Annotated in this window: 13 protein-coding genes and 1 pseudogene; 8 read left to right on the forward strand and 6 right to left on the reverse strand. The window is 71.2% G+C overall.

The genetic code is table 11. The features are described from left to right. Positions 1-6: 6 nt before the first annotated feature. Positions 7-1,698: a DUF262 domain-containing protein gene (locus tag AC4GYY_RS07390; protein ID WP_491119625.1), complete on the reverse strand. Its 1,692-nt coding sequence runs from the start codon at positions 1,696-1,698 to the stop codon at positions 7-9. 176 nt (positions 1,699-1,874) lie between these two features. Here AC4GYY_RS07390 and AC4GYY_RS07395 point away from each other — a divergent pair. The 7 genes and pseudogenes from AC4GYY_RS07395 to AC4GYY_RS07425 all read left to right on the forward strand — a co-directional run. Continuing rightward, positions 1,875-2,378: pseudogene (locus AC4GYY_RS07395) on the forward strand (CRISPR-associated endonuclease Cas3''); the annotation flags it as partial. A 124-nt stretch (positions 2,379-2,502) separates the two neighbouring features. Further along, complete coding sequence (gene cas3, locus AC4GYY_RS07400) at positions 2,503-4,407, forward strand: CRISPR-associated helicase Cas3' (protein WP_491119626.1); 1,905 nt, start codon at positions 2,503-2,505, stop codon at positions 4,405-4,407. Between the two features lie 152 nt (positions 4,408-4,559). Continuing rightward, positions 4,560-5,204, forward strand: a complete 645-nt coding sequence (locus AC4GYY_RS07405) for a peptidylprolyl isomerase (RefSeq protein ID WP_491119627.1) — start codon at positions 4,560-4,562, stop codon at positions 5,202-5,204. A gap of 58 nt (positions 5,205-5,262) precedes the next feature. After that, positions 5,263-5,427: a hypothetical protein gene (locus tag AC4GYY_RS07410; protein WP_491119628.1), complete on the forward strand. Its 165-nt coding sequence runs from the start codon at positions 5,263-5,265 to the stop codon at positions 5,425-5,427. Between the two features lie 60 nt (positions 5,428-5,487). Beyond that, entirely contained in the window at positions 5,488-6,372 is an 885-nt protein-coding gene (gene thiL, locus AC4GYY_RS07415) for a thiamine-phosphate kinase (RefSeq protein WP_491119629.1), read from the forward strand. Between the two features lie 128 nt (positions 6,373-6,500). After that, positions 6,501-8,714 (forward strand): sodium-translocating pyrophosphatase, encoded by a 2,214-nt coding sequence (locus AC4GYY_RS07420; protein ID WP_491119630.1) that lies wholly within the window; start codon positions 6,501-6,503, stop codon positions 8,712-8,714. A 308-nt stretch (positions 8,715-9,022) separates the two neighbouring features. Further along, positions 9,023-10,492, forward strand: coding sequence for a peptidoglycan DD-metalloendopeptidase family protein (locus AC4GYY_RS07425; RefSeq protein WP_491119631.1), 1,470 nt, complete (start codon positions 9,023-9,025; stop codon positions 10,490-10,492). A 101-nt stretch (positions 10,493-10,593) separates the two neighbouring features. On the opposite strand, the gene AC4GYY_RS07430 is transcribed toward AC4GYY_RS07425, so the two are convergent. The 5 genes from AC4GYY_RS07430 to AC4GYY_RS07450 all read right to left on the reverse strand — a co-directional run bounded on the left by AC4GYY_RS07430 (position 10,594) and on the right by AC4GYY_RS07450 (position 16,431). Further along, positions 10,594-12,258 carry an ATP-binding protein gene (locus tag AC4GYY_RS07430; RefSeq protein ID WP_491119632.1) on the reverse strand — a complete coding sequence of 555 codons (1,665 nt, stop codon included), beginning with the start codon at positions 12,256-12,258 and terminating at the stop codon, positions 10,594-10,596. Between the two features lie 72 nt (positions 12,259-12,330). Then, a complete protein-coding gene (locus AC4GYY_RS07435) occupies positions 12,331-13,095 on the reverse strand; it encodes a TIGR02186 family protein (RefSeq protein ID WP_491119633.1) in 765 nt (254 codons plus the stop codon). Continuing rightward, on the reverse strand, positions 13,092-14,006 hold the full coding sequence (locus AC4GYY_RS07440) for a sulfite exporter TauE/SafE family protein (protein ID WP_491119634.1): 915 nt from the start codon (positions 14,004-14,006) through the stop codon (positions 13,092-13,094). Before AC4GYY_RS07440 ends, AC4GYY_RS07435 begins: the two co-directional genes overlap by 4 nt. Positions 14,007-14,065: 59 nt before the next feature. After that, positions 14,066-15,067: a hypothetical protein gene (locus AC4GYY_RS07445; RefSeq protein WP_491119635.1), complete on the reverse strand. Its 1,002-nt coding sequence runs from the start codon at positions 15,065-15,067 to the stop codon at positions 14,066-14,068. Then, positions 15,064-16,431, reverse strand: coding sequence for a glycosyl transferase family protein (locus AC4GYY_RS07450; RefSeq protein ID WP_491119636.1), 1,368 nt, complete (start codon positions 16,429-16,431; stop codon positions 15,064-15,066). Before AC4GYY_RS07450 ends, AC4GYY_RS07445 begins: the two co-directional genes overlap by 4 nt. A 134-nt stretch (positions 16,432-16,565) precedes the next feature. On the opposite strand from AC4GYY_RS07450, the gene AC4GYY_RS07455 reads away from it, so the two are divergent. Further along, on the forward strand, positions 16,566-22,343 hold the full coding sequence (locus tag AC4GYY_RS07455; protein ID WP_491119637.1) for an alpha-2-macroglobulin family protein: 5,778 nt from the start codon (positions 16,566-16,568) through the stop codon (positions 22,341-22,343). Positions 22,344-22,369: the final 26 nt, after the last annotated feature.

Raw genomic sequence — 22,369 nt, forward strand, 5'->3', positions numbered from 1 at the left:
CGGCGGTCAGGCCGCCGCGTCCAGCGTCCAGTGCGCGACGAAGGCGTCGACGAGCGCCCGTTGGCGCGCGTCGACGATCTCGGGCGTCCACGCCGCGTGGCCGATCACCTGGGTGGTGAGCGGGAACGGAGAGACCCCGCCGTTGAGGAAATAGGCGGTCTTCTTGCGCTCGAACTCGTAATTGGATGCCGCGCTGTTCTTCTTGCGGGTCAGCAGCGCCAGATTGCCGAGACAATGGGTGCGCGCGCGGCGTGCCTCCTCGTCCGGGAACCAGTCGAGCCATTCGCTCTCGGCCGCCGGAGTCTGCGGCAGGACATGCTCGACGGTGACCACCGGATAATCGTAGGTCGCGCCGCCGCCCGCGAGCAGCGCGTCGAGCCGCAACAGCAACGTCGAGCGGGCGCGCGCCGACAGGGTCAGATAGACCGGGCCGGCCAGCGTCTCGAGCACCTCCGCGCGCTCGGCCGCATCGAGCGCGAGCGGCCCGTCCGCGGCCGCCCAGCGTCCTTCCTCGATCGCGCGGGTGAGGTCGGAAAAGCGCTCGATCCGGTCGTTCACGCCCCAGCGAGCGATCAGCATGGCATAGGCGAGGCGCTCGAGCTTGGCGAGGAACAGACCGGTCGCCGCGGCGTCGCCGCCGTGGCGCTGGAGGAAGGCGAGCGCGGGCGGCGTCCAGTCGGAGAACTCGAGCCGGTTGAGCCAGCGCAGCCGCTCGTTGATCGTGCCGGCGTCGGCGGTGCTCGCATAGGCCGCGGCGAGGATCTGGGCGTACCAGCCGGCGAGCGGGGCCACGGTGCCCTCGATCACCTCGCGCGCGTCGCGGCCCTTCGCGACATGCTCGCCGAACTCGACCAGCAATGTCGCCTTCGGCTTCTGCTTGCGCGCGATCATGCGGATGTGGCCGAGCAGGTCGACGAAGGTCTCGCGACCCAGGTCCTCCTCCACATCCTCCCACAACAGCGTGTAGGCGCCGCGCTCGTCCGGGGGGACATGCCCGATCAACTGCGCCTTCAGGATATCGGCCGCGCTCAGGTCGAGGCCGCGGCTGTTCATCACCGAGAAGATCCGATAGGCGGAATCGAGGTCCGGCGTCGACACCGCGACCAGGAAGCAGCGCTGGAGCACGAAGCCGGCCAGCCGCTTGCGCTCCTCCTCGTCCAGCTCGGCCAATTGGCCGTGGATCAGCCGCGCGTTGGCGCGCATCCGCTCCTGCGCGTCCGGCAGCCAATCGTCGCCGGCGAGGAGCGAGGCGAAGCCGCCGTTCTTCTGAAAGCGTTCGCGGAAGAATTGCCGGTCGCGCTCACGCAGTTGAAGCCGCGGCAGACCCTTGGCGCCGGTGAACTCGTTCTCCTCCTGCATGATGAAGGGCGTGAGGTTCGCCGCGCTGTCCGCGGGCAGCGTCGCGCGCAGCGCCGACAGCAGGATGGTGAGCGTGGTCAGCCGCTGCTGCCCGTCGACCACCTCGGCGAGCGCGCGCCCGTCCTGCTTGATGAGGACGATGCTGCCGAGGAAATACGGGGACATGGTGTCGACCGTCCCGGGCTGCGCGCGCATGAAGTCGACCAGGTCGTCGACCAGCTCGCCCGCCTGCTGCCCGGTCCAGGCGTAGGGTCGCTGATAGCCGGGAATGTGGAATTCGTATTCGTCGTTGAACAGCTGCGTCAGCCGCTTCTCGTGCGCCGAAAGCGTCGTCACCATTCCGGATCCCCCTTATCTGGACGGCGGGTTCCGGCGTTAGGGGCGTGCTCCGAAAGGAGTTCTCTCCGAAACGGTCAAGTCGACTTGTTATGATCCAGTTCGGATGCGTCAGCGGCGCTTACGGCTTCACGCGGGAGAGAGACGTCGTCACCATAACGGCGGGGGAGTTCCGTTCGATGCCGCCAATCGCATTGCCCTGGGCGAAGCTCGCCTATGCCGAGGACGGCAGAGCCGTCGCCGCCGCCCTCCCGTTGATCGAGCACGCGCTCGACGTCGCCGCCTGCGGCGAGGCGCTGCTGACCGGCGGCGCGTGGCGGCGGGCGTTGGAGACGACGGCCGGACGGGCGCTGACCGAACTCGACCTCACCCGCATTGTCGTGTTGATGGCGCTCCACGACATCGGCAAGGTGAACACCGGCTTCCAGGCGCGGTGGAAGCCGGAGGCAGAGCGGATCGGGCACGAGCCGCAGGTTGCGGCGCTGATCAAGGACGACCGGCTCAAGGCCTCGCCGGCGGCGCAGGCGCTGCTCTCGCTCCAGCGGGACTGGGGCGCGGCCAAACTGATCCCCGCGCTCTTCGCGCACCACGGCCGCCCGCGCGAGGAGTTCCGCGGCCCGCACCCGACCGGCGGACGCAACACCAGCTGGGCGAGGCACGCCCCGCTCTGGAAAGCGAAGGACGGTTACGACCCCCTCGCCGCGGCCCAGGAGGTCATCGCGCAGGTCCGCGCCCGCTACCCGCAGGCGTGGGACGAAGGCGACACGCTCCCGACCGATCCCCGCTTCGTCGCTGTTCGCCGGGCTGGTGACGCTCGCCGACTGGCTCGGCTCCGACACCGCCCTCTTCCCCATCGAAGGCCCCTATGGCGAGACGCGCGACGCGATCCGTGGCGAGCGGGCGCGCGGCGCGGTCGCGGCTCGCGGGCTGACCCCGCTCGACATGCCGCTCGTCCCGTTCGATGCGGCGTTCGGCTTCGCGCCGCGCGGTGTGCAGAAGGAGGCCGACGCGCCCGATCTCGGCCCGGTCGCGCTGATCGAGGCGGAGACGGGGTCGGGCAAGACGGAGGCGGCGCTGTGGCGCTGGCTGCAACTCCGCGCGCAGGGCGAGGTCGACGGGCTGTTCTTCGCGCTCCCCACCCGTACCGCCGCCGTCCAGCTTCACGCCCGCGTGCAGAACATGCTCGACCGCGTCTTCGGCGAAGGCGCGGTCGAGGCCGTGCTGGCGGTGCCCGGCTACCTCCAGGCCGGTGACGCCACCGGGCAGGCGCTCCCCGGCTTCGCGACCCGCTGGGATGACGGCGGCAGCGATGCGCGGTGGGCGGCCGAACGCAGCAACCGCTACCTCGCCGCGCGCGTCACCGTCGGGACGATCGACCAGGCGTTGCTCGGCGCGCTGCGCGTCAAACACGCGCCCTTCCGCGCCGCCGCGCTCGCGCGCAGCCTGCTCGTCGTCGACGAGGTCCACGCCTCGGACGCCTACATGGGCGCGGTGCTGCGCCGATTGCTGACCAACCACACTAAGGCCGGCGGACGCGCGGTGCTGCTGTCGGCGACGCTTGGCGCGGATGCGCGGGCACGGCTGCTCGGGCAGACCCTGCCCGATCTCGCGGCGGCGGCGGCGATCCCTTATCCTGCGCTCGCCGGCAGCGACACGCCGCCGCGTCAGGCCTCGTCGGACGGGACGCGCGCGAAGACGGTCCGCTTCAAGACCGCTGCGATCATCGGCGACGCCGACGCCATCGCCATCCGGGCGGTAGAAGCCGCGCGGCAGGGCGCGTCGGTGCTGGTCGTCCGCAACGGCGTCGCCGGCGCGATCGCAGTCGCGCAGGCGCTCGAGGCGCTGGCCCCCGAGCTCGCCTTTCGCGTGAACGGAACCGCGACGCTCCACCACGGCCGCTTCGCGCCCACCGATCGTCAGCTGCTCGACAAGGCCGTCGAGGCCGCGTTCGGCAAGACGCGCACCGCCGCGGGGCGCGTGCTGGTCGGCACCCAGACGCTCGAACAGTCGCTCGATCTCGATGCAGACCTCCTCATCACCGATCTCGCGCCGATCGACGTCCTCCTCCAGCGCATCGGCCGCCTGCACCGGCACGACCGGCGCGATCGCGGCCCGTTCGCCCAGGCGCGCGCGATCGTGCTTCGCCCCGATGATCTGACCCCGCTGCTCGACCGAGCGGAACACGGCCTCGGTCCGATGGCGGACGGCCGCGGTATATACCCGAACCTGCTCCAGCTCGAAGCGACGCTGCGCGTGATCGGGGCGACCCCGGAGGCGACGATCCCCGCCGACAATCGCCGCCTCGTCGAACATGCGCTCCACCCGGACGTGCTCAAGGCGCTGGCCGACGAACTCGGAACAGCCTGGCAGAACCATCACAACGCCTGCCGGACGATCGCCTTCGCCGACGGACGGACCGGCGAAGACCTCTCGCTCGACCTGTCGACCGAGTTCCGCGATCTCGTCTTCCCCGACATGAGCGAGAGCGTCGCCACGCGCCTCGGCGCGAAGGACCTGCTGGTCGACTTCTCGGAGCCGCTTCCCGGACCGTTCGGCGAAGATGTCCACCGCGTCCGCATCCCGCACTGGATGGCGGGTGGCGTCCGGCCGGAGGACAAGCCCGAGGTGCTGGCGGCCGACCCCGACGGCGCGCATTTCCGATTTGGCCCGAACGCTTACACTTATGGGCGTTGGGGGCTGTCGGCCGACTGATGCCCGGCCATGCGCCTCCGCTCGTCCTGAGTGAAGGCTGAGCCGCCAGCGGAGACTCGTATCGAAGGACATCCTGCAAGACAGCCCGTCGATCCGCCACTCCGTGTCGCTCAGCGGCTACTCTGGACGAACGGTTGGGGTTACGATCGCCCATGCTCCGCCTCCTCGCCCTTCTCCTTGCGCTCGCCTCCCTCCCCGCCGCCGCGCAGCGCGCCGACCGGGCCACGCCCGGCTTCGTCCGCGTGCGGCTGGAGACCGCCGCCGGGCCCATCGTCCTCGCGCTCGATGCGAAGCGCGCGCCGATCACCACCGCCAATTTCCTGCGCTACGTCGACGACGGGCGGTTCGACGGCATCAGCTTCTACCGCGTCGCGCGGCAGAAGCGCGATCCGCGCCAGGGCTTCATCCAATCGGGCATCCGCACCGATCCGCGCCGCTTCCTCCGCGCCATCCCGCACGAATCGACGCGGCGGACCGGGATCAGGCATCTCGACATGACGATCTCGATGGCGCGGATGGGCGATCCGGGCTCCGCCAACGGCAATTTCTTCATCACCATCGGCGCGGAGCCGTGGATGGACTGGTCGCCGCAGAACCCCGGCTATGCCGCGTTCGGGCGCGTCGTCGCCGGGCAGGCGACGGCGCGGCGCATCCTCGCGATGCCGACCACCGCGGCGATGAAGGGGACGCTGCTGGCGAAGCGCGTCCCCGTGATCCGCGCGATCCGCATGGACGGCGCGCCCAAGCCGACCGGCCTCCCGCGCCCCTGGTTGATCGAGCGCCGCCGCGATGGTTGAGGTCGGAGGCTGAGCCCGTCACCGGCCGCCGCGCGTTGTCCGCGCAAGGAGAACATGGATGGTCGATCAACCCAACAAACCCCGCGGCGACTTCAAGGACGACGAGACGACCCGCGACGCCGGCGACGAGCAGGCGGTCAAGAACCAGTCCAGCGTGACGCCCGACGATTACCCCGCCGGCAGCAACGGCAAGCCGCAGGACAAGGACCACAACACGGGGTGACCGCGTGCGTGATCGGATGAGCGTTCCGCCGGCGCGGCGAAGTGCCGTTCGGGCGCTGAGATGAACGAGCCCGAGTTCCTCGCTCGCCTCCGCCGCCTGCCGCTCCATCCCGGGGCGCGCGGGCTGGCGGACGATGCGGCGGTCGTCGCCGGGCTGGTGATGACCGCGGACACGCTGGTGGAGGGCGTCCACTTCCTCCCCGGCGATCCGCCCGCCGACGTCGCGTGGAAGCTGATCGCGACCAACCTCTCCGATCTCGCGGCCAAGGGCGCGACGCCCGAAGGCGTACTGCTCGGCTACCCGCTCGGCGACGACGGCTGGGACCAGGCCTTCCTCGCGGGGCTCGCCGAAGTGCTGACCGCCTTCGCCTGTCCGTTGATCGGCGGCGACACCGTGTCGCTGCCCGCGGGCGCGCCCCGCGTGCTCGGCGTCACCGCGATCGGCCGCGACGCCGCCGCGCCACCGCGTGGCGGGGCAAAGGTGGGCGACACGCTCTGGGTCACCGGCACGATCGGCGACGCAGGCGCGGGCCTCGCCATCGCCCGCGGCGCGCCCGGACCCGCCGGTCTCCTCGCCGCCTACCGCCGCCCGCAGCCGCGCCTCGCCGAGGGCCGCGCGCTCGCCCCCTACGTCCATGCGATGATGGACGTCTCCGACGGTCTCCTGATCGACGCCGCCCGGATGGCGGCGGCCAGCGGGGTGGCGCTCAGCCTCGACCTCGACCGCGTGCCGCTGTCCCCCGAACTCCGCGCCTTCGGCCACGACGCGCTGACCGCCGCCACTGCGGGCGACGATTACGAGCTGCTGTTCGCCGCCCCCGCCGGCTTCACGCCGCCGGTCTTCGCCACCGTGATCGGCCGCGTCGCAGCGGGCAGCGGGCTGACGCTGTTTGATGCCGGCGCGCCGGTGCCGCTCCCCGCCCGACTGGGCTTCCTTCACGGCTGATCGAGGTCTGCGACGCCGCGCTTGCCACCCCAAGCCCTGCGCTCTAGCCTTCCTGCGAACCGCGAGGGGACCGGCTCCGTCAGAGGACCGGCCCCGCCCCATGACGCGGATGTAGGGAAGGAGAGCCGATGGAGTTCATCTATCTGGCCATCGCGTGCGGCGTCATCGCCGTGCTCTATGGCGTTTTCACCAGTCAACAGGTGCTGCGCGCGCCCGCAGGCGATGCGAGGATGCAGGATATCGCCGCCGCCATCCAGGAGGGCGCGAGGGCCTATCTGACGCGGCAATATACCGCCATCGCGATCGTCGGCGCGGTCGTCGCGGTGATCCTGTTCTTCACGCTCGGCGGGCTCTCCACCGTTTCCTTCCTCATCGGCGCGATCCTCTCGGGGGCGGCGGGCTTCGCCGGCATGAACATTTCGGTGCGCGCCAACGTCCGTACGGCGGAGGCCGCGCGCACCTCGCTCCAGGGCGGGCTGACGATGGCGTTCCGCTCGGGGGCGATCACCGGAATGCTCGTCGCGGGGCTCGGCCTGCTCTCGATCACCGGCATCTTCTGGTATCTCCTCGCCGCGCGTCATCTCGATCTGACGGTCGAGGCCGACCGCCACGTCATCACCGGCGCGCTCACCGCGCTCGCGTTCGGCGCGTCGCTGATCTCGATCTTCGCGCGGCTCGGCGGCGGCATCTTCACCAAGGCCGCCGACGTCGGCGCCGATCTGGTCGGCAAGGTCGAGGCGGGCATTCCCGAGGACGATCCCCGCAACCCCGCCGTCATCGCGGACAACGTCGGCGACAACGTCGGCGACTGCGCGGGCATGGCCGCCGACCTGTTCGAGACCTATGTCGTCACGCTCGGGCTGACGATGGTATCGATCGCGCTGCTCGTCCCCGACGCCGCCAAGCTGTTCCAGCTGATGGCGCTGCCGCTGCTGGTCGGCGGCGTGTGCATCATCACCTCGATCATCGGCACCTACATGGTCCGGCTCGGTGCGACCGGCTCGATCATGGGTGCGCTCTACAAGGGCTTCTGGACGACGGTGATCCTGGCCGTCCCCGCGATCTACGGCGTGACGTGGTGGGCGCTCGGCGGCGACATGCATTCGAACCTCGCCACCGCCGCGATCGACAGCGGGCTGCTCGCGCCCGACACGCTCGGCGGCGAGACCGCGGCCGGCGTCGCGGGTCAGCTCAACTTCACCGGCATGAGCCTGTTCTGGTGCATGATGATCGGGCTCGCCGTCACCGGCGCGTTGGTCTGGATCACCGAATATTACACCGGCACGAACTACCGGCCGGTCAAGTCGATCGCCAAGGCGTCGGTGACCGGCCACGGCACCAACGTCATCCAGGGCCTCGCCATCAGCCTCGAATCGACCGCGCTGCCGACGCTCGTGATCGTGGTCGCGGTGGTCGCGACCTATCAGCTGGCGGGCATCATCGGCGTCGCCTTCGCCGCCACCGCGCTGCTCGCGCTGGCCGGGATGGTCGTCGCGCTCGACGCTTATGGTCCGGTCACCGACAACGCCGGGGGCATCGCCGAGATGGCGGGGCTGCCCGACGACGTTCGCCACCGCACCGACGCGCTCGACGCGGTCGGTAATACCACCAAGGCGGTGACCAAAGGCTACGCCATCGGCTCCGCCGCGCTCGCCGCGCTGGTGCTGTTCGGGGCCTATACGACCGACCTGGAGCGCTACGCCGGCGCGCTGGGGCTGGAGCAGACGCCGGGCGTGCCGGTGGTCAACTTCTCGCTCTCCAACCCGTACATCATCGTCGGGCTGCTGCTCGGTGCGCTACTGCCCTATCTGTTCGGCGCGTTCGGGATGACCGCGGTCGGCCGCGCGGCGGGCTCGGTGGTCGAGGACGTGCGCGAGCAGTTCCGCTCCAACCCCGGCATCATGGAAGGCACCAGCCGCCCCAATTACGCACGCACGGTCGACATCGTGACGCGCGCCGCGATCAAGGAGATGATCATTCCCTCGCTGCTGCCGGTCGTCTCCCCGGTCGCGGTCTACTTCATCGTCGCCGCGGTCGCGGGGAAGGCGGAAGGCTTCGCCGCGCTCGGCGCGATGCTGCTCGGCGTGATCGTCTCGGGCCTGTTCGTCGCGATCTCGATGACGAGCGGCGGCGGCGCGTGGGACAATGCCAAGAAGTACATCGAGGACGGCAATTACGGCGGCAAGGGCTCCGAAGCGCACAAGGCCGCGGTGACCGGCGACACCGTCGGCGATCCGTACAAGGACACCGCCGGCCCGGCGGTCAACCCGATGATCAAGATCACCAACATCGTCGCGCTGCTGCTCCTTGCGGCGCTGGCGGCCGGCGGGGCGGCCGGCTGAGGACTGGCCCCTCACACTCCGTTCGTCCTGAGTAGAGACTGAGCGGAGCGCAGCGAAGTCGAAGGCTCGTATCGAAGGACCTGGCTGCGGTCCTTCGATGCGGGCCGTCGCTACGCTCAGGCCCTACTCAGGACGAACGGTGGAGGCGGACCCCACGATCTTACCCCGCCCGTCGCGCGCCCGAACCACCTTGCCGCAGCGCGCGACAGGGTCGCTTCGGGTTAATTTGACTTTAGCACCCCGCTTCCACAACGCTTGCCGCCACGTCGGGAGTGTTTCGGCGCCGCGTATCGGGGGGATCGTTCGCCGTGTTCCTGCGCGAACCTGAGGGGCTGCAATTCGCCGCCGCGGGCGGATCGGCGATCGGTCGCGCGCCCGCACTCCCCCGCTCCGGCGCGCTCGACCGCGCCCGCGATGTCGCCTGGCGGATCGATTGGACGCCCGATCTCGGCGCGCGGATCGGCAGCCGCGAGTGGTGGCGCGGCCTCGCGACCCTGGCGGGCCTGATTGCCGCCGCCTGGTCACTCCATCCGCCGGTCACCCGCCCGCTCCCCGGTGCGGTTCCGGTCCCGGTCGCGGGCGAGGCGCTGGAGGAGGCGCGGACCCAGGCGATCGCCCCGCTCGCGCTCGGCGCCACGACCGGCCGGCGGATGGCCGCCTCCGACCTCGTCCGTCCCCTTGCCGAGACGCCCGAGCGCCCGGTCGTCGAGCTCAGCGCGACGCTCGGCGACGGCGACCGCTTCGAGAGCCTGCTCTCGCGCGCCGGCGTCGGCCGCGGCGACGCCGCGCGCGCCGCCGATCTGGTGGCGGACGCGGTCGCGCTCGGCGACCTTCCGGCCGGCACGCGCATCGACCTGACGCTCGGCCGTCGCGCCGACCGCCGCGTCGCCCGCCCGCTCGAACGCCTCGCCTTCCGCGCGCGGTTCGATCTGAACCTCACCGTCGCGCGCGCGGGCGAGGCGCTGACGCTCCAGCGTCAGCCGATCGCGGTCGACCATACGCCGCTGCGCATCCACGGCCTCGTCGGCGCCTCGCTCTACCGCTCCGCCCGCGCCGCCGGCGCACCCGCGACGCTGGTCGAGGCGTACATCAAGGCGCTCGCCACCCGCCTCTCGGTCGGGCGCGACGTCGACGCGAACGACAGCTTCGACCTGATCGCCGAGCAGGAGCGCGCCGCCACCGGCGAGGTCCGCATCGGCCAGCTTCAATACGCCGGGCTCGACCGGGGCCGTCGCAAGCTCGAACTCGTCCGCTGGGACGGCGACGGCGTCGACGGCTGGCTCGATCGCAGCGCCACCTACGAACGGCGCGGCTTCTTCGCGATGCCGGTCGACGGGCGGATCACCTCGTCGTTCGGCTACCGGATGCACCCGCTGCTGGGCACGATGCGCATGCACAAGGGCGTCGACATCGGCGCGCCCTGGGGATCGCCGATCTACGCCGCGATGGACGGCGTCGTCGGCTTCGCGGGGCGGCGCGGCGGCTACGGCAATTTCGTCGAGCTGAACCACGCCGACGGCATCGAGAGCGCCTATGGCCACATGAGCCGCATCGTCGTCCGCCCCGGCGCTCGCGTCGCGCGCGGGCAGGTGATCGGCTATGTCGGCTCGACCGGCCTGTCGACCGGCCCGCACCTCCACTGGGAGGTCATGCGCCGCGGCGTCGCGATCGACCCCCGCCGCGTCTCGCTCTCGCGCGTCGTCCGGCTCTCGGGCGACGCGATGCGCGCGTTCCGGGCAAAGCTCGACGGGTTGCTGGGTGCGGTTTCCCGCCGCTGAAGCTCCTCGTCAGCCGCGCGACGGCGCGGACGAAGGGAACGGCCGATCGGCACTACGTTTCGGAACTTGCCGGCGGAGCCGCGGCACGACCGCGTCCGGACCTACCGCCCCTGCGCTCGCCACTTCTGGATCGTGCGGGCGATGATGTTCTCCTCGTCCCCCACCTCGCCCCAGAGTTGCGAGAATAAGGGGTCCGCCGATGCCGGTCGCTTCGCCGCTTCCAGCCCATCGAACGAGACGCGGATCGGAATGGCGACGCCTTCTCCGCAGATGATGCATTCGCGGTTGCGCAGCGCCGGGATCGAATCGAGGAAGCCGCGCGCTCCCTCCGGCATCGCCGCGCGGACGAACGCCTGATCGCGGTCGTTGTTGAGGCGCATGGCGATGATCGTGCCGCATTGCGACAGCACGCCCTCGGCCAGGTCCGACGGGCGCTGGGTGATCAGCCCCAGCGACACGCCGTACTTGCGCCCTTCCTTGGCGATCCGCCCCAGGATGCGGCCGACCGACGAGTGCTGCTCGCCGGAGGACGGGATGTAGCGGTGCGCCTCCTCGCAGACGAGCAGGATCGGGCGCTGCGGCTCGTTGCGGCTCCAGATCGCGAAATCGAAGGTCATCCGGCTCAGCACCGCGACGACCACCGAGGTGATCTCGCTCGGTACGCCCGACACGTCGACGATCGAGATCGGCTTGCCGTCACCGGGCAGGCGGAAGATGCGCTGGATGAACGCCGCCATCGAATCCGCAACCAGCATGCCCGAGAACATGAAGCCGTAGCGCGGATCGTTCTTCACCTCGTCGATCTTGGACTTGAGCCTGAGATACGGCGCGGTGTTCGATGCCTTGTCCATCCGCCCCATTTCCAGGCTGATGAGGTTGGTCAGCTCGCTCAGCAGATAGGGCACCGGCGCGTCGACGGTCAGCTTCGGGATCTCCTGCCCCTGCCGGCTCTTGGCGCGCGCGGCGAGCAGGCATTTGGCCAGGATGTCGGCGTCGACCTGCCGCTCGGCGCCCTGCGTGGTCAGGAAGACCTCGCAATGCTCCTCGAAGTTCATCAGCCAATAAGGGAGCTGGAGGTTGCCGACGTCGAAGATCGCGCCGTTCCCGCGGAAGGCGGCGGCATATTCGCCGTGCGGGTCGATCATCACGACATGACCCTGCGGCGCCATCTCGACGATGCGGTGGAGGATCAGCGCGGCGCTGGTCGACTTGCCGGTGCCGGTCGAGCCGAGCAGCGCGAAATGCTTGCCCAGCATCGCGTCGACATACAAGGCGGCGCGGATGTCCTTCGTCGGATAGACCGTGCCGATCTCGATGTGCGCGCGGTCGTCGGCGGCGTAGATCTGCTTCAGGTCCGCGGTCGACACCGGATAGACCGGCGCACCCGGCGTCGGATAGCGGGTGACGCCGCGGCGGAAGTTGTAGAGCTTGCCGGTCAGCTTCTCCTCGTCGCCCTCCCCCAGGAAGTCGACCTGCGCGCTGACCCGGTCGCCCATGTCGTCGGCGAGCTTCAAGGACCGGATGCCGGCGATCAGCCACGATTGGCCGACCCGCACCTTGATCTGGCTCCCGACCTGCCCGGCCTGGACGAGCACCGGATCGGCGTTCCCCGCCATCGCCTCGAGCGCGGCGAGATCGAGCACGATTCGGCTGGCGGAGCCCGACACCTCGAGCACCATGCCGATGATCGGCAGCAGTTCGGGCGCGACATCCGCCTCGACGTGCGCGGCGGCCGCGAAAGCGTGCGATCCCGGCATCTGGATCATGACGAACGAAGTCCCCCGGTCACTCGGACCCGGGGGCATAGGACCGATCCGGTAAAGATGCCGTTGCGATGGTTACAACCGCCGCGCGATCCACCCTGCCGCCCAACCCAGCAGCACCGACAGCGCCACCGTGACCAGCCCGTAGACGAGCGCGGCACGATCGGCGGCGATCGCGACGAAGCGCTCGAACCCCGATTTGGCGATCTCGATCTCGCGCACCGCCGCCGCCACGACATGCCCGTCGCGGATCAGGAAGGTCTCCGCCGTGAACCGCCCGACCGGCACCCGCGCCGGGATGAAGATGCGCGCGCGGTAGAGCACGCGGCCGGTAATCCCGACCGCATGCGGCGCCTCGTAGTAGAGCCCCGCCTTGGCCTTCAGCGCGACCAGCCCGCGCTGGAAACGCGACTGGACCTCGGGTGCGGCGGCAGAGGCGGGGGAGAGCTGGAGGCTGTCGAGCCCCAGCTCGTAGATGGCCCGCGTCCGCGCATCGACGAGGCTCTCGATCGGTCGCGACGACGCCACCGCATAGAAGGACGGGGCCGAGCGATAGGGTAGCGAATCCGCATTGACCCAAAGCCCCGCGACCCGCGCCTTCTCGCGAAGGAGGATCGACTGGACCGGGCCCTTCACCACCACCGCCACGTCGGTCCGGCCGGTGGGGATGCGTCCGCCGGGATCGAGGATCGCGCCGAACAGCAACAGCTCGGCGCCGGTGAACGAATAGGCGATGTCGATACGCCGTTGCGACACGTCGGGCACCAGCACCGGCTTCGCCTGGCCCAGCAGCGCCGGCGCGACGAGCGAGAGCGCGACCGCGGCCGCCCCGCGCGTCATCCCGCCTCGATCGAATAGAGGTCCCCCGGCCGCCACGTCAGCCCGACCGCGATCCGGATCGCGACCAGCAGCACCATGATCGCCAGCGCCAGCCGGAGATACTCCGGCCGCGCCTTGTTGGCGAAGCGGGCGCCGACCTGCGCCCCCGCGACCGATCCAACCAGCAGCAGCGCGGCCAGCACGATGTCGACCGCCTTGGTCGTCAGCGCATGCGTCATCGTCGCCGCGGCGGTGACGAACAGGATCTGGAACAGCGAGGTGCCCACGACCACGCCCGTCGCCATCCCGAGCACGTAGATCATCGCCGGCACCAGTACGAAGCCGCCGCCGACGCCGAGCAGGATCGTCAGGATGCCCGTCGCGAAGCCGAGGATCAGCGGCGCGAGCGGCGAGATGTAGAGGCCCGATTTGTAGAAGCGCATCCGCAGCGGCAGCGCGGCGACCAGCGGATGGTGGCGTCGGCGCTTGGCCGGCGCGGCGCGCCGCCCCCGCGCGACCGCGATCGCGCCGACCGCCTCGCTCAGCATCAGCCCGCCGATCGACCCGAGCAGCAGCACATAGGTGATCGCGATCGCGGTATCGATCTGCCCGGTCGCCTGGAGCAATTTGAATAGCCACGCCCCGAACAGCGATCCCATGACGCCGCCGATCACCAGGATCGTCCCCATCCGGATATCGACCGCGTCACGCCGCAGATAGGCGAACACGCCCGACACGCTCGCCCCCGTCACCTGGCTCGCGGCCGAGGCGGCGGCGACCGTCGGCGGGATGCCGTACACGATGAGCAGCGGCGTCGTCAGGAACCCGCCGCCCACCCCGAACATCCCAGACAGCAGGCCGACGCCGGCGCCGAGCAGCACGATCACCAGCGCGTTGACCGACAGGTTCGCGATCGGGAGGTAGAGGTGCATGGGGACGCCTTAAAGCGGCGGGGCCTCCGCGAAAATCACCGTCGGCGGTGGGGATTGGATCAGAAGTCCACTCCCAGCGACACCGCGGGGCCCGAACCGGGGCGCGCGTCGCCCGCCACGCGCTGGCGCCAGTCGGCGGTGAGGCGGAGGGTGCGGCCGGCGATCGGGACGGCGACGCCGACCGTGGGGCCGATATCGAGCCGGGCGGCGTCCCGCTGCGCGCCGCCCCACGCGCCCAGCCCGAGGTCGACGCGGGCGACCGGCGGCGCGGTGAGGCGGAGCGCGCCGTCGGCGAACCCCTCCTGCCGTGCGCGGAAGATCACCCCGCCCTGCGCATAGCCCTCGAGTCGCACCGGCCCGACGATCTTCGTCGGTCCGACGCCGCCGACCGCGCCCAGCGCCGTTCCGCCGCGGATTCCCTCGATGCCGATCCGGCGCTCGGCGACCAGGTGAATCGGGAGCCGCGTCGGTCGCCAGTCCAACCCCAACGCCGCCTCGCGCTCCGCCGCGTCGATCGCGGTCGAGGCGCGGGCGTACACCGACACCCGCCGCGCCTCGCCCAGCGCATAGGCGATCCGGGCGCCCGCCTGGCTGCCGCCGAGCTGGCTCGCGAACGGCGTCGCGCGGCCGTCGGGACGCAGGATCGCCCAGGCACTCCCCGACCAGCGGGACGACCGGAACACCGGCGGCGGATCGACGCCGGCCGGCAGCGGATCGACGCCGGCCGGCAGCGGGTCGGACGCGGGAAGTGCGAAGGCGATCGGGGCCGGATCGAGGCGGAAAGGCGAGATCGCGGGTGACCAGGCCCGCTCCGCCCGCGGCGACGCGGCGACCGCCAGACCGGCGCTGCGATCCGAACGCGCGGGCGGCGACGCGACCTTCGGCCAGCCCGACGCAACTGGCCAAGCCATGTGAGCAGCAGGCGTCGCCGCCGCTGGCGGCGCGACCGCATGGACCAGCGCCGGCGCGATCGACGACGGCCACAGCAGCAGGGCGCGCGCGCCGGTCCATCCGCCGAACACGGCCGCCAGGAAGTAGAGCGGCCGCCCGCGTCCGTTCACCGGGCTTCCTCCGCGCTCAGGTCCGGGAAGACGTGCTCGGTCTTCTCCCACCGCTGCACCCCGCCCCGGAGCACGCGGACGTACCGCGCGAGCGCCCGGCAGATCGCCACCGCCGCCACCGCGTTGCCGACCAGCGCGCGGGGAACGGCCCACGCGCCCTCCTCCCAGCCATAGACGCGGACCGTGTGGATCACGCGCACCGCGATCCGCCAGACGAGCAGCGCAAGATCGATCCGCAACAGCCCGCGCAGGACGGGGCCGACGCTCGGCGCAGCGCCGCCCGCGGCCGCGTGCAGCGCGAACGACCCCGCCACCAGCACGAAGGCGAGATAGCCGGCCGCAGTCACCAGCGTCGCCAATGGCGCGCGCCGGTCGCGCATCCGCATCCAATGTTCGGCAAGGGCGAACGGGCCCGCCCAGCCGATCCGGTCCCAGCCGGCGAGCGCGATGCCGGTCATCCAGCGCGCCTTCTGCGAGGTCGAGGCAGCGAACGTCGCCGGGAAATAGGCGCGGGTCGCGACCAGCGACCCGTCCGTGCCGCGCACCCGCATGAAGCGCGCGCGGCAGCCGAGCATGGCCAGGCGTAGCCCCTGCTCGTAATCCTCGGTCAGACTCGTCGCGTCGAACGGCTCGCCCATGCCCGCCGCCAGCCGTCGCAGCGCGCCGATGCGGATCGCGCAGCCCACGCCGGCGAGCGGCAACCCCGCGCCGATCGCGACGCGCACCGGCAGCGTCGCTCGGTGGCTGCTCGCGAACTCGTCGGCATAGACGCCCGAGACGAGCTGCGTCGCGATCGTGCTGTCGTCGATCAGCGGCACGACCGGGGTCTGCGAGACGTCGGCGTCGAGCAGCGCCGTCTCGTGCGCGGCGAGCTCGCCGGGATGGATCACGTCCTCGGCGTCGTGGATCACCACCGCGTCGGCGTTCCAACCGTCGGCGAGCAGCGCACGCCACAAGACGTTGAGGTTCGCGCCCTTGGTGGTCGGCCCCGCGACCGGCCCGATCACCAGGCGCACCCGGGCGTCGGCCTCGGCGACCGCGCGCACCTCGCCGATCGTCCCCGGATCGTTCGGATAGGCGCCGACGAAGATCCGGTAATCCGCATGGTCGATCGCGCGGATCGCCTCGCGCAGCATCGGCCCGATCACGCCCTCCTCGCCCCACGCGGCGACGAAGACCGCGAATCGCATCGGCGTCGCCGGTCGTGGCAGATCGACGAGCGAGAGGTCGGGGGCGAAGCGCGCGCGCAGGCGACCGCCCAGCCACGCCAGGTCGACGAGCAGGTCGTCGACGCCGCCCAGCAGGAAGCCCGCCGCGGCGAACAGCATCAGTTCGCGCGCGACCGCGTCGATCGCGGCGATCATCGTCCCCACCCGCGCTCAACCCCCGAAGACGCGCCCGTTTTCACAGTCTTGCCGAGGTTCGCGCGCTCCGCAATCCCCGCTGGCGCTGCGATTGCCGCCAGTTTAGCGTGGACCGGTCACCGGGGAGGGATCACATGAAGCTCGGCGTTCGCCTTGCGCTGCTCGCGCTCGCCATCGCCCCGGTGGCGGCGCTCGGCGACGCATCGCCGCAGGTCATCCTCGCGACCCCGGGCGTCGGGGACGGCGCGATCGAGCGCTATACGATTCGCTTCAGCCAGCCAATGGTCCCGCTCGGCGATCCCCGCGCGCCCGCGCCCGCGACGGTCGAGTGCAGCGTCGGCGGCGAGGGCCGCTGGGTCGACCAGCAGACCTGGGTGTACGAGTTCGCGAACGGCCTCCCCGGCGGGACCAAGTGCGAGATCAAGACCCGCGACGGGCTGCGCTCGACCGCGGGCTACGCGCTCGCCAGCCAGCGCACCTTCACTGTCGACGCCGGCGGCCCCACCGCGCGCGCGGTGCTGCCCTCGGGGAGCGGCGACGAGATCGAGGAGGATCAGGCGTTCCTCGTCGCCGCCAACATGCCCGCGACCCCCGCCTCGGTCGCGGCCAACGCCTATTGCGCGGTCGACGGCATCGGCGAGAAGATCCCCGTCCGCGTCCTGCCCGCCGAAACCGCCGCCAAACTGATCGCGGCGATGGGCGCGGACGACTGGATCACGCGCAACTTCCTTGAATCCGGGGGTCTGCCCACCGACGTGCCCGCCGACGCCCAGGCGCGGGCGAAAGCGTTCGCCAGCGTCACCGCGCTCCAGTGCGGCCGCCCGCTGCCGCCGGGCCGGGATGTCTCGCTTGTCTGGGGCGCGAACATCGCCGGCGCGACGGGGAAGACCGCCGGCGCCGACCAGCGCTTCGACTATACCGTCCGCAAGCCGTTCGCGGCGCGTTTTGAATGCAGCCGCGTCAACGCGCACGCCGGGTGCAGCCCGGTCGAGAAGGCCTATGTCCGCTTTTCCGCGCCGGTGCCGATGTCGACCGCCGCCGCGATCCGCATCGCGCTTGCCGACGGCAAGGAGATTGCGCCCAAGTTCGACAAGGACGACCAGACGAAGGCGACGATCAGCGACATCGCCTTCGCGCCCCCGTTCCAGCCCGGCGTCGCGGCGACGGTGAAGGTCCCTGCGGGCGTCAAGGACGAGAGCGGGCGCGCGCTGTCGAACGCCGAGCGCTTCCCGCTCGCGATCCGCTTCGATCAGGCGCCGCCGCTGGTGAAGTTCGCGGCGCCCTTCGGCATCCTCGAGGCGAAGGAAGGCGGCATCCTCCCCGTCACCGTCCGCAACGTCGAGCCCGCGCTTCAGGGCCGCACCCAGCCGATCGGCGGGCGGACGCTGCGCGTCTCGGGCGACAAGGAGGTCGCCGACTGGCTACGCACGGTCGACAAGGCGGACGACGAGAACATCGAGGACATCACCAACAAGGCCGGAGAGACCGTCCGCCGCATCAACCACACCGGCGACACGTCGGTGATGGGCGCAGGCATGGGCAAGCCGCTGTCGGTCGCGCTGCCCGGCAAGGGCCGCGACTTTGAGGTGGTGGGCATCCCCTTGGCGCAGCCCGGCTTCTACGTCGTCGAGCTCGCGTCGCCGGTCCTCGGCCGCGCGCTGCTCGGCCGCGACGCGCCGCGCTACGTCGCCGCGGCGGCGCTGGTCACCAATTTGTCGGTCCATTTCAAATGGGGGCGCGAGCGCAGCCTCGCCTGGGTGACCACGCTCGACACCGGCAAGCCCGCCGCCAACGCGCAGGTGCGGATCACCGACAGCTGTACCGGCGAGCAGCTCGCGCGCGGCGTCACCGACAAGAGCGGCGGGCTGATGGTCCCCGCCGGCCTCCCCGGACCGCAGACCTATTCGAATTGCGAGAGCGGCAGCGCCCACGCGCTGATGGTCTCGGCCAGCGTCGGCGACGACTGGAGCTTCACGCTGACCGACTGGGGCGAGGGCATCCGCCCCTACGATTTCGACCTGCCCTACGGCTATTCCGCGCCGGGCGAGATCGTCCACACCGTCTTCGACCGCGCGCTCGTGCGTCAGGGCGAGACGATCCACATGAAGCATATCGCCCGCCAGCCCGAAGGCGGCGGCTTCCGCATCCCGGCGAACTTCACCGGCACGCTGCGGCTGTCGCACCGCGGCTCGGACACGCAGTTCGACCAGCCGCTGACGATCGACGCCAACGGCATCGGCGAGAGTTCGTGGACCGTCCCCGCCGGCGCGCCGATGGGCGATTACGACGTCCAGATCCGGGGCGCGGACGATAGCGTTGTGTACGGCGAGCAATCGTTCCGCGTCGACGAGTACAAACTGCCGACGATGCGCGCGACCGTGACCGGGCCGAAGGAGGCCGCGGTCCGGCCGAAAGCGATCCGGCTCGATCTCTACGCCGGCTATCTGTCGGGCGGCGGCGCGTCGAACCTCGCGGTCGACCTGCGCGTCGGCTGGTCGCAGCGCTCGGCCTCGCCCGACGGCTACGAAGGCTATACCTTCGGCGGTCGCCCGATCGCCGAGGGCACCAAGCCGCTCAACGGCGACGGCGAGGAGGACGTGGCCCCGCTGCCCCCGGTGCAGATGCTTCCCGCCACGCTCGGCGGCGACGGCACCGCGCACCAATCGGTCGAGGTCCCCGCGCTCGACGGGCTCGCCGACATGACCGTCGAGATGGATTACCAGGACGCCAACGGCCAGACGCTGACCGCGACGAAGACGATCCCCGTCTATCCCTCGGCCGTCCAGCTGGGGGTGAAGACCGACGGCTGGCTGATGAAGCAGGACGATCTGCGCCTGCGCTTCGTGGCGCTCGACACGCAGGGCAAGCCGATCAAGGGGCAAAGGATCGCGGTCGCGCTCTACACCCGCAAGATCCTCACCGCGCGGCGGCGGCTGATCGGCGGCTTCTACGCCTACGACAATCAGGTCACGGTCAAGAAGATTGATGCGAGCTGCACCGCCACCACCGACGCGCAGGGCCTCGCGATCTGCGCGATCGACCCCGGCGTCTCGGGCGAGCTCTACGCCGTCGCGACGACGGAGGACGCGAACGGCAACGTCGCGCGCGCGGTCAAGTCGGTGTGGCTCGCGGGCGACGAGGATTGGTGGTTCGGCGGCGACAACGGCGACCGGATGGACCTCGTCCCCGAACAGACCGCCTATGCGGCGGGCGACACCGCGAAGTTCCAGGTCCGCATGCCGTTCCGCTCGGCGACCGCGCTCGTCACGGTCGAGCGCGAGGGCGTGCTGTCGAGCTTCGTCACCGAACTCTCCGGCACCGACCCGGTCGTCTCGGTCAAGATGCCGGGCAGCTACGCCCCCGACGTGTTCGTCTCGGTGCTGGCGGTGCGCGGGCGCGTTCACGAAGGCTGGTGGGACTGGTTCAAGGGCCTGTTCGGCGCGCGCGAGGAAGCCCCCGAGCCGACCGCGCTGGTCGATCTCGCCAAGCCCGCCTACCGGCTCGGCATCGCCAAGGTGAAGGTGGGCTGGGAGGCGCACACGCTCGCGGTGAAGGTGGAGGCCGACCACGAACGCTATGCGGCGCGCGATACCGCGCAGGTCGCGGTCGAGGTGCGCGGGGCGGACGGCAAGCCCGCGCGCGCCGCCGATGTCGCCTTCGTCGCGGTCGACCAGGCCTTGCTCCAGCTCGCGCCCAACGAGTCTTGGGACGTGCTGACCGCGATGATGGGCGATCGGCCCCTCTCGGTCCTCACCGCGACCGCGCAGACGCAGGTCGTCGGCAAGCGCCATTATGGGCGCAAGGCGGTGGAGGCGGGCGGCGGCGGGGGCGCGGACATGAGCGCGCTCAACCGCGAGAACTTCCAGCCCGTCCTGCTCTGGCGCGGCCACGTGCCACTGGACGCGAACGGGCGCGCGCGCGTTCCCGTCCCGCTCAGCGATGCGCTGTCGTCGTTCAAGCTCGTCGCCATCGCCACCGACGGCGCTCAGCTATTCGGGACCGGCACGGCGGACATCCGCACCGCGCAGGACCTGTCGATCTACGCCGGGCTGCCGCCGCTCGTCCGCTCGGGCGACCGCTATGCGGCGGGCTTCACGCTCCGCAACGGCTCGGACAAGCCGATGACCGTCACCGCGACGGTCGATCTGTTCCCGCGCATCGCGACCGGCAAACCGCTCACGGTCACTATTCCCGCGGGCGGCGCGGCACCGGTGGCGTGGAACCTCGTCGCTCCGGCGAGTGAGGGGACGCTCAAGTGGCAGGTCTCGGCGAAGAGCAGCGACGGCAAAGCGGTCGACAAGCTCACCACCACCCAGTCGGTCGTCCCGCTCTGGCCCGTCACCACCTGGGCGGCGACGCTTGCGCGGGTGAACGACACGAGCATCCCGATCGCCCCGCCCGCCGGCGCGCTCCCCGGCGTCGGCTCGGTCGACGTCCGGCTGTCCGACACGCTCGCCCCGCCGATGGAGGGGGTGCGCGCGTTCATGGCGGCGTACCCCTACACCTGCTTCGAGCAACGGATGAGCAAGGCGGTCGCGCTCGGCGACACTGCCGCGTGGTCCAGCCTGGCGGCGGAAATCCCGACCTATCAGGCTCCAGATGGCCTGCTCCGCTACTGGCCGAGCGACCGGCTCGAAGGCTCGGAGGCGCTGACCGCCTATGTCCTCAGCCTCGCAGGCGAGGCCGGGCTGGCGATCCCCGAGGCGTCGAAGACCAAGATGGTCGAGGGGATGAAGGCCGTCCTCGACGGACGCATCCGCCACGAGGCGTATGGCGACGTCCGCCTCCAGCGCGCCGCCGCCTTCGCCGCGCTCGCCCGCGCCGGGGCGGCGACCCCGGCGATGCTCGGGCAGATCGGGCTGAACGCCAGCGAGATGCCGACCTCGACGCTCGCCGATTACCTCATGGCGCTCGACAAGGTCCCCGGCCTCGCCAACGCCCGCGACCTGCGCCAGGCGGGCGAGGCGGTGCTGCGCCAGCGCTTCGTCTACGAGGGCACGCGGCTCGACCTGACCGATCAGTCGAAAGCGCCCTGGTGGCTGATGTCGTCGGCGGACGAAGCCTCGATCAAAGCGCTCGCCGCGGTGGTCGGGCGGCCGGGCTGGCAGGACGACGGGCCGCGGCTGATGGTCGGCGTCGCGCTGCGCCAGCTCAAGGGTCGCTGGGACACGACGACGGCGAACGCCTGGGGCGCGGTCGCGGTGCGGCGGTTCGCGGACGTCTATCCCGCCACCGCCATTGCCGGGACGACGACGCTGTCACTCGGCGGCAAGTCGATCGCGAAGGCGTGGCCGCTCGCGGCCGACGCGCGGCTCGCCTCGTTCGCGTTGCCCACGACGCAGACGCCGCTAGTAATGCGCCAGTCCGGCGGGGCGGGGCCGTGGGCGAACGTCGCGGTGCGCGCGGCGGTGCCGCTGACGAAGCCGCTCGCCGCGGGCTACCGGATGTCGCGCTCGGTCGAGATCGTCCAGCGCCGCAACCCCGGCCGCCTCACCCGCGGCGACGTGATGAAGGTGACGATCACCGTCGACGCCACCGCCGAGCGCAACTGGGTGGTGATCGACGATCCGATCCCGGCGGGCGCGACGATCGTCGGTGATCTCGGCGGCCAGTCGAAGCTGCTCGCCGACCAGGCGCAGGCGGGGAACGGCGTCCAGTTCGGCGCGGTCGACAGCGGCGGCAAGCTCTGGGACGTCCAGGTCGGCGTCGTCCCCGCCTATGTCGAACGCGGCAACGACGCGTGGCGCGGCTATTACGCCTGGGTCCCGCGCGGGCGGTTCCAGGCGAGCTACATGCTGCGGCTCAACGGCGTCGGGCATTTCCGACTGCCGGCGAGCAAGGTCGAGGCGATGTATTCGCCCGGCATCCGCGCGCAACTGCCGATCGCGGATGTCGAGGTAGGCGGGCGGTGAACCTTCTCCGTCATGCCGGGCTCGTC

Source organism: Sphingomonas sp. SP6, from assembly GCF_058313435.1.

What these genes read in the sequence shown, in the direction of transcription:
- AC4GYY_RS07390 (WP_491119625.1), bottom strand. Translation starts at nt 1,698, where the DNA reads ATGGTGACGACGCTTTCGGCGCACGAGAAGCGGCTGACGCAGCTGTTC.
- AC4GYY_RS07405 (WP_491119627.1), top strand. Translation starts at nt 4,560, where the DNA reads ATGCTCCGCCTCCTCGCCCTTCTCCTTGCGCTCGCCTCCCTCCCCGCC.
- AC4GYY_RS07410 (WP_491119628.1), top strand. Translation starts at nt 5,263, where the DNA reads ATGGTCGATCAACCCAACAAACCCCGCGGCGACTTCAAGGACGACGAG.
- thiL (WP_491119629.1), top strand. Translation starts at nt 5,488, where the DNA reads ATGAACGAGCCCGAGTTCCTCGCTCGCCTCCGCCGCCTGCCGCTCCAT.
- AC4GYY_RS07420 (WP_491119630.1), top strand. Translation starts at nt 6,501, where the DNA reads ATGGAGTTCATCTATCTGGCCATCGCGTGCGGCGTCATCGCCGTGCTC.
- AC4GYY_RS07430 (WP_491119632.1), bottom strand. Translation starts at nt 12,258, where the DNA reads ATGATCCAGATGCCGGGATCGCACGCTTTCGCGGCCGCCGCGCACGTC.
- AC4GYY_RS07435 (WP_491119633.1), bottom strand. Translation starts at nt 13,095, where the DNA reads ATGACGCGCGGGGCGGCCGCGGTCGCGCTCTCGCTCGTCGCGCCGGCG.
- AC4GYY_RS07440 (WP_491119634.1), bottom strand. Translation starts at nt 14,006, where the DNA reads ATGCACCTCTACCTCCCGATCGCGAACCTGTCGGTCAACGCGCTGGTG.
- AC4GYY_RS07450 (WP_491119636.1), bottom strand. Translation starts at nt 16,431, where the DNA reads ATGATCGCCGCGATCGACGCGGTCGCGCGCGAACTGATGCTGTTCGCC.
- AC4GYY_RS07455 (WP_491119637.1), top strand. Translation starts at nt 16,566, where the DNA reads ATGAAGCTCGGCGTTCGCCTTGCGCTGCTCGCGCTCGCCATCGCCCCG.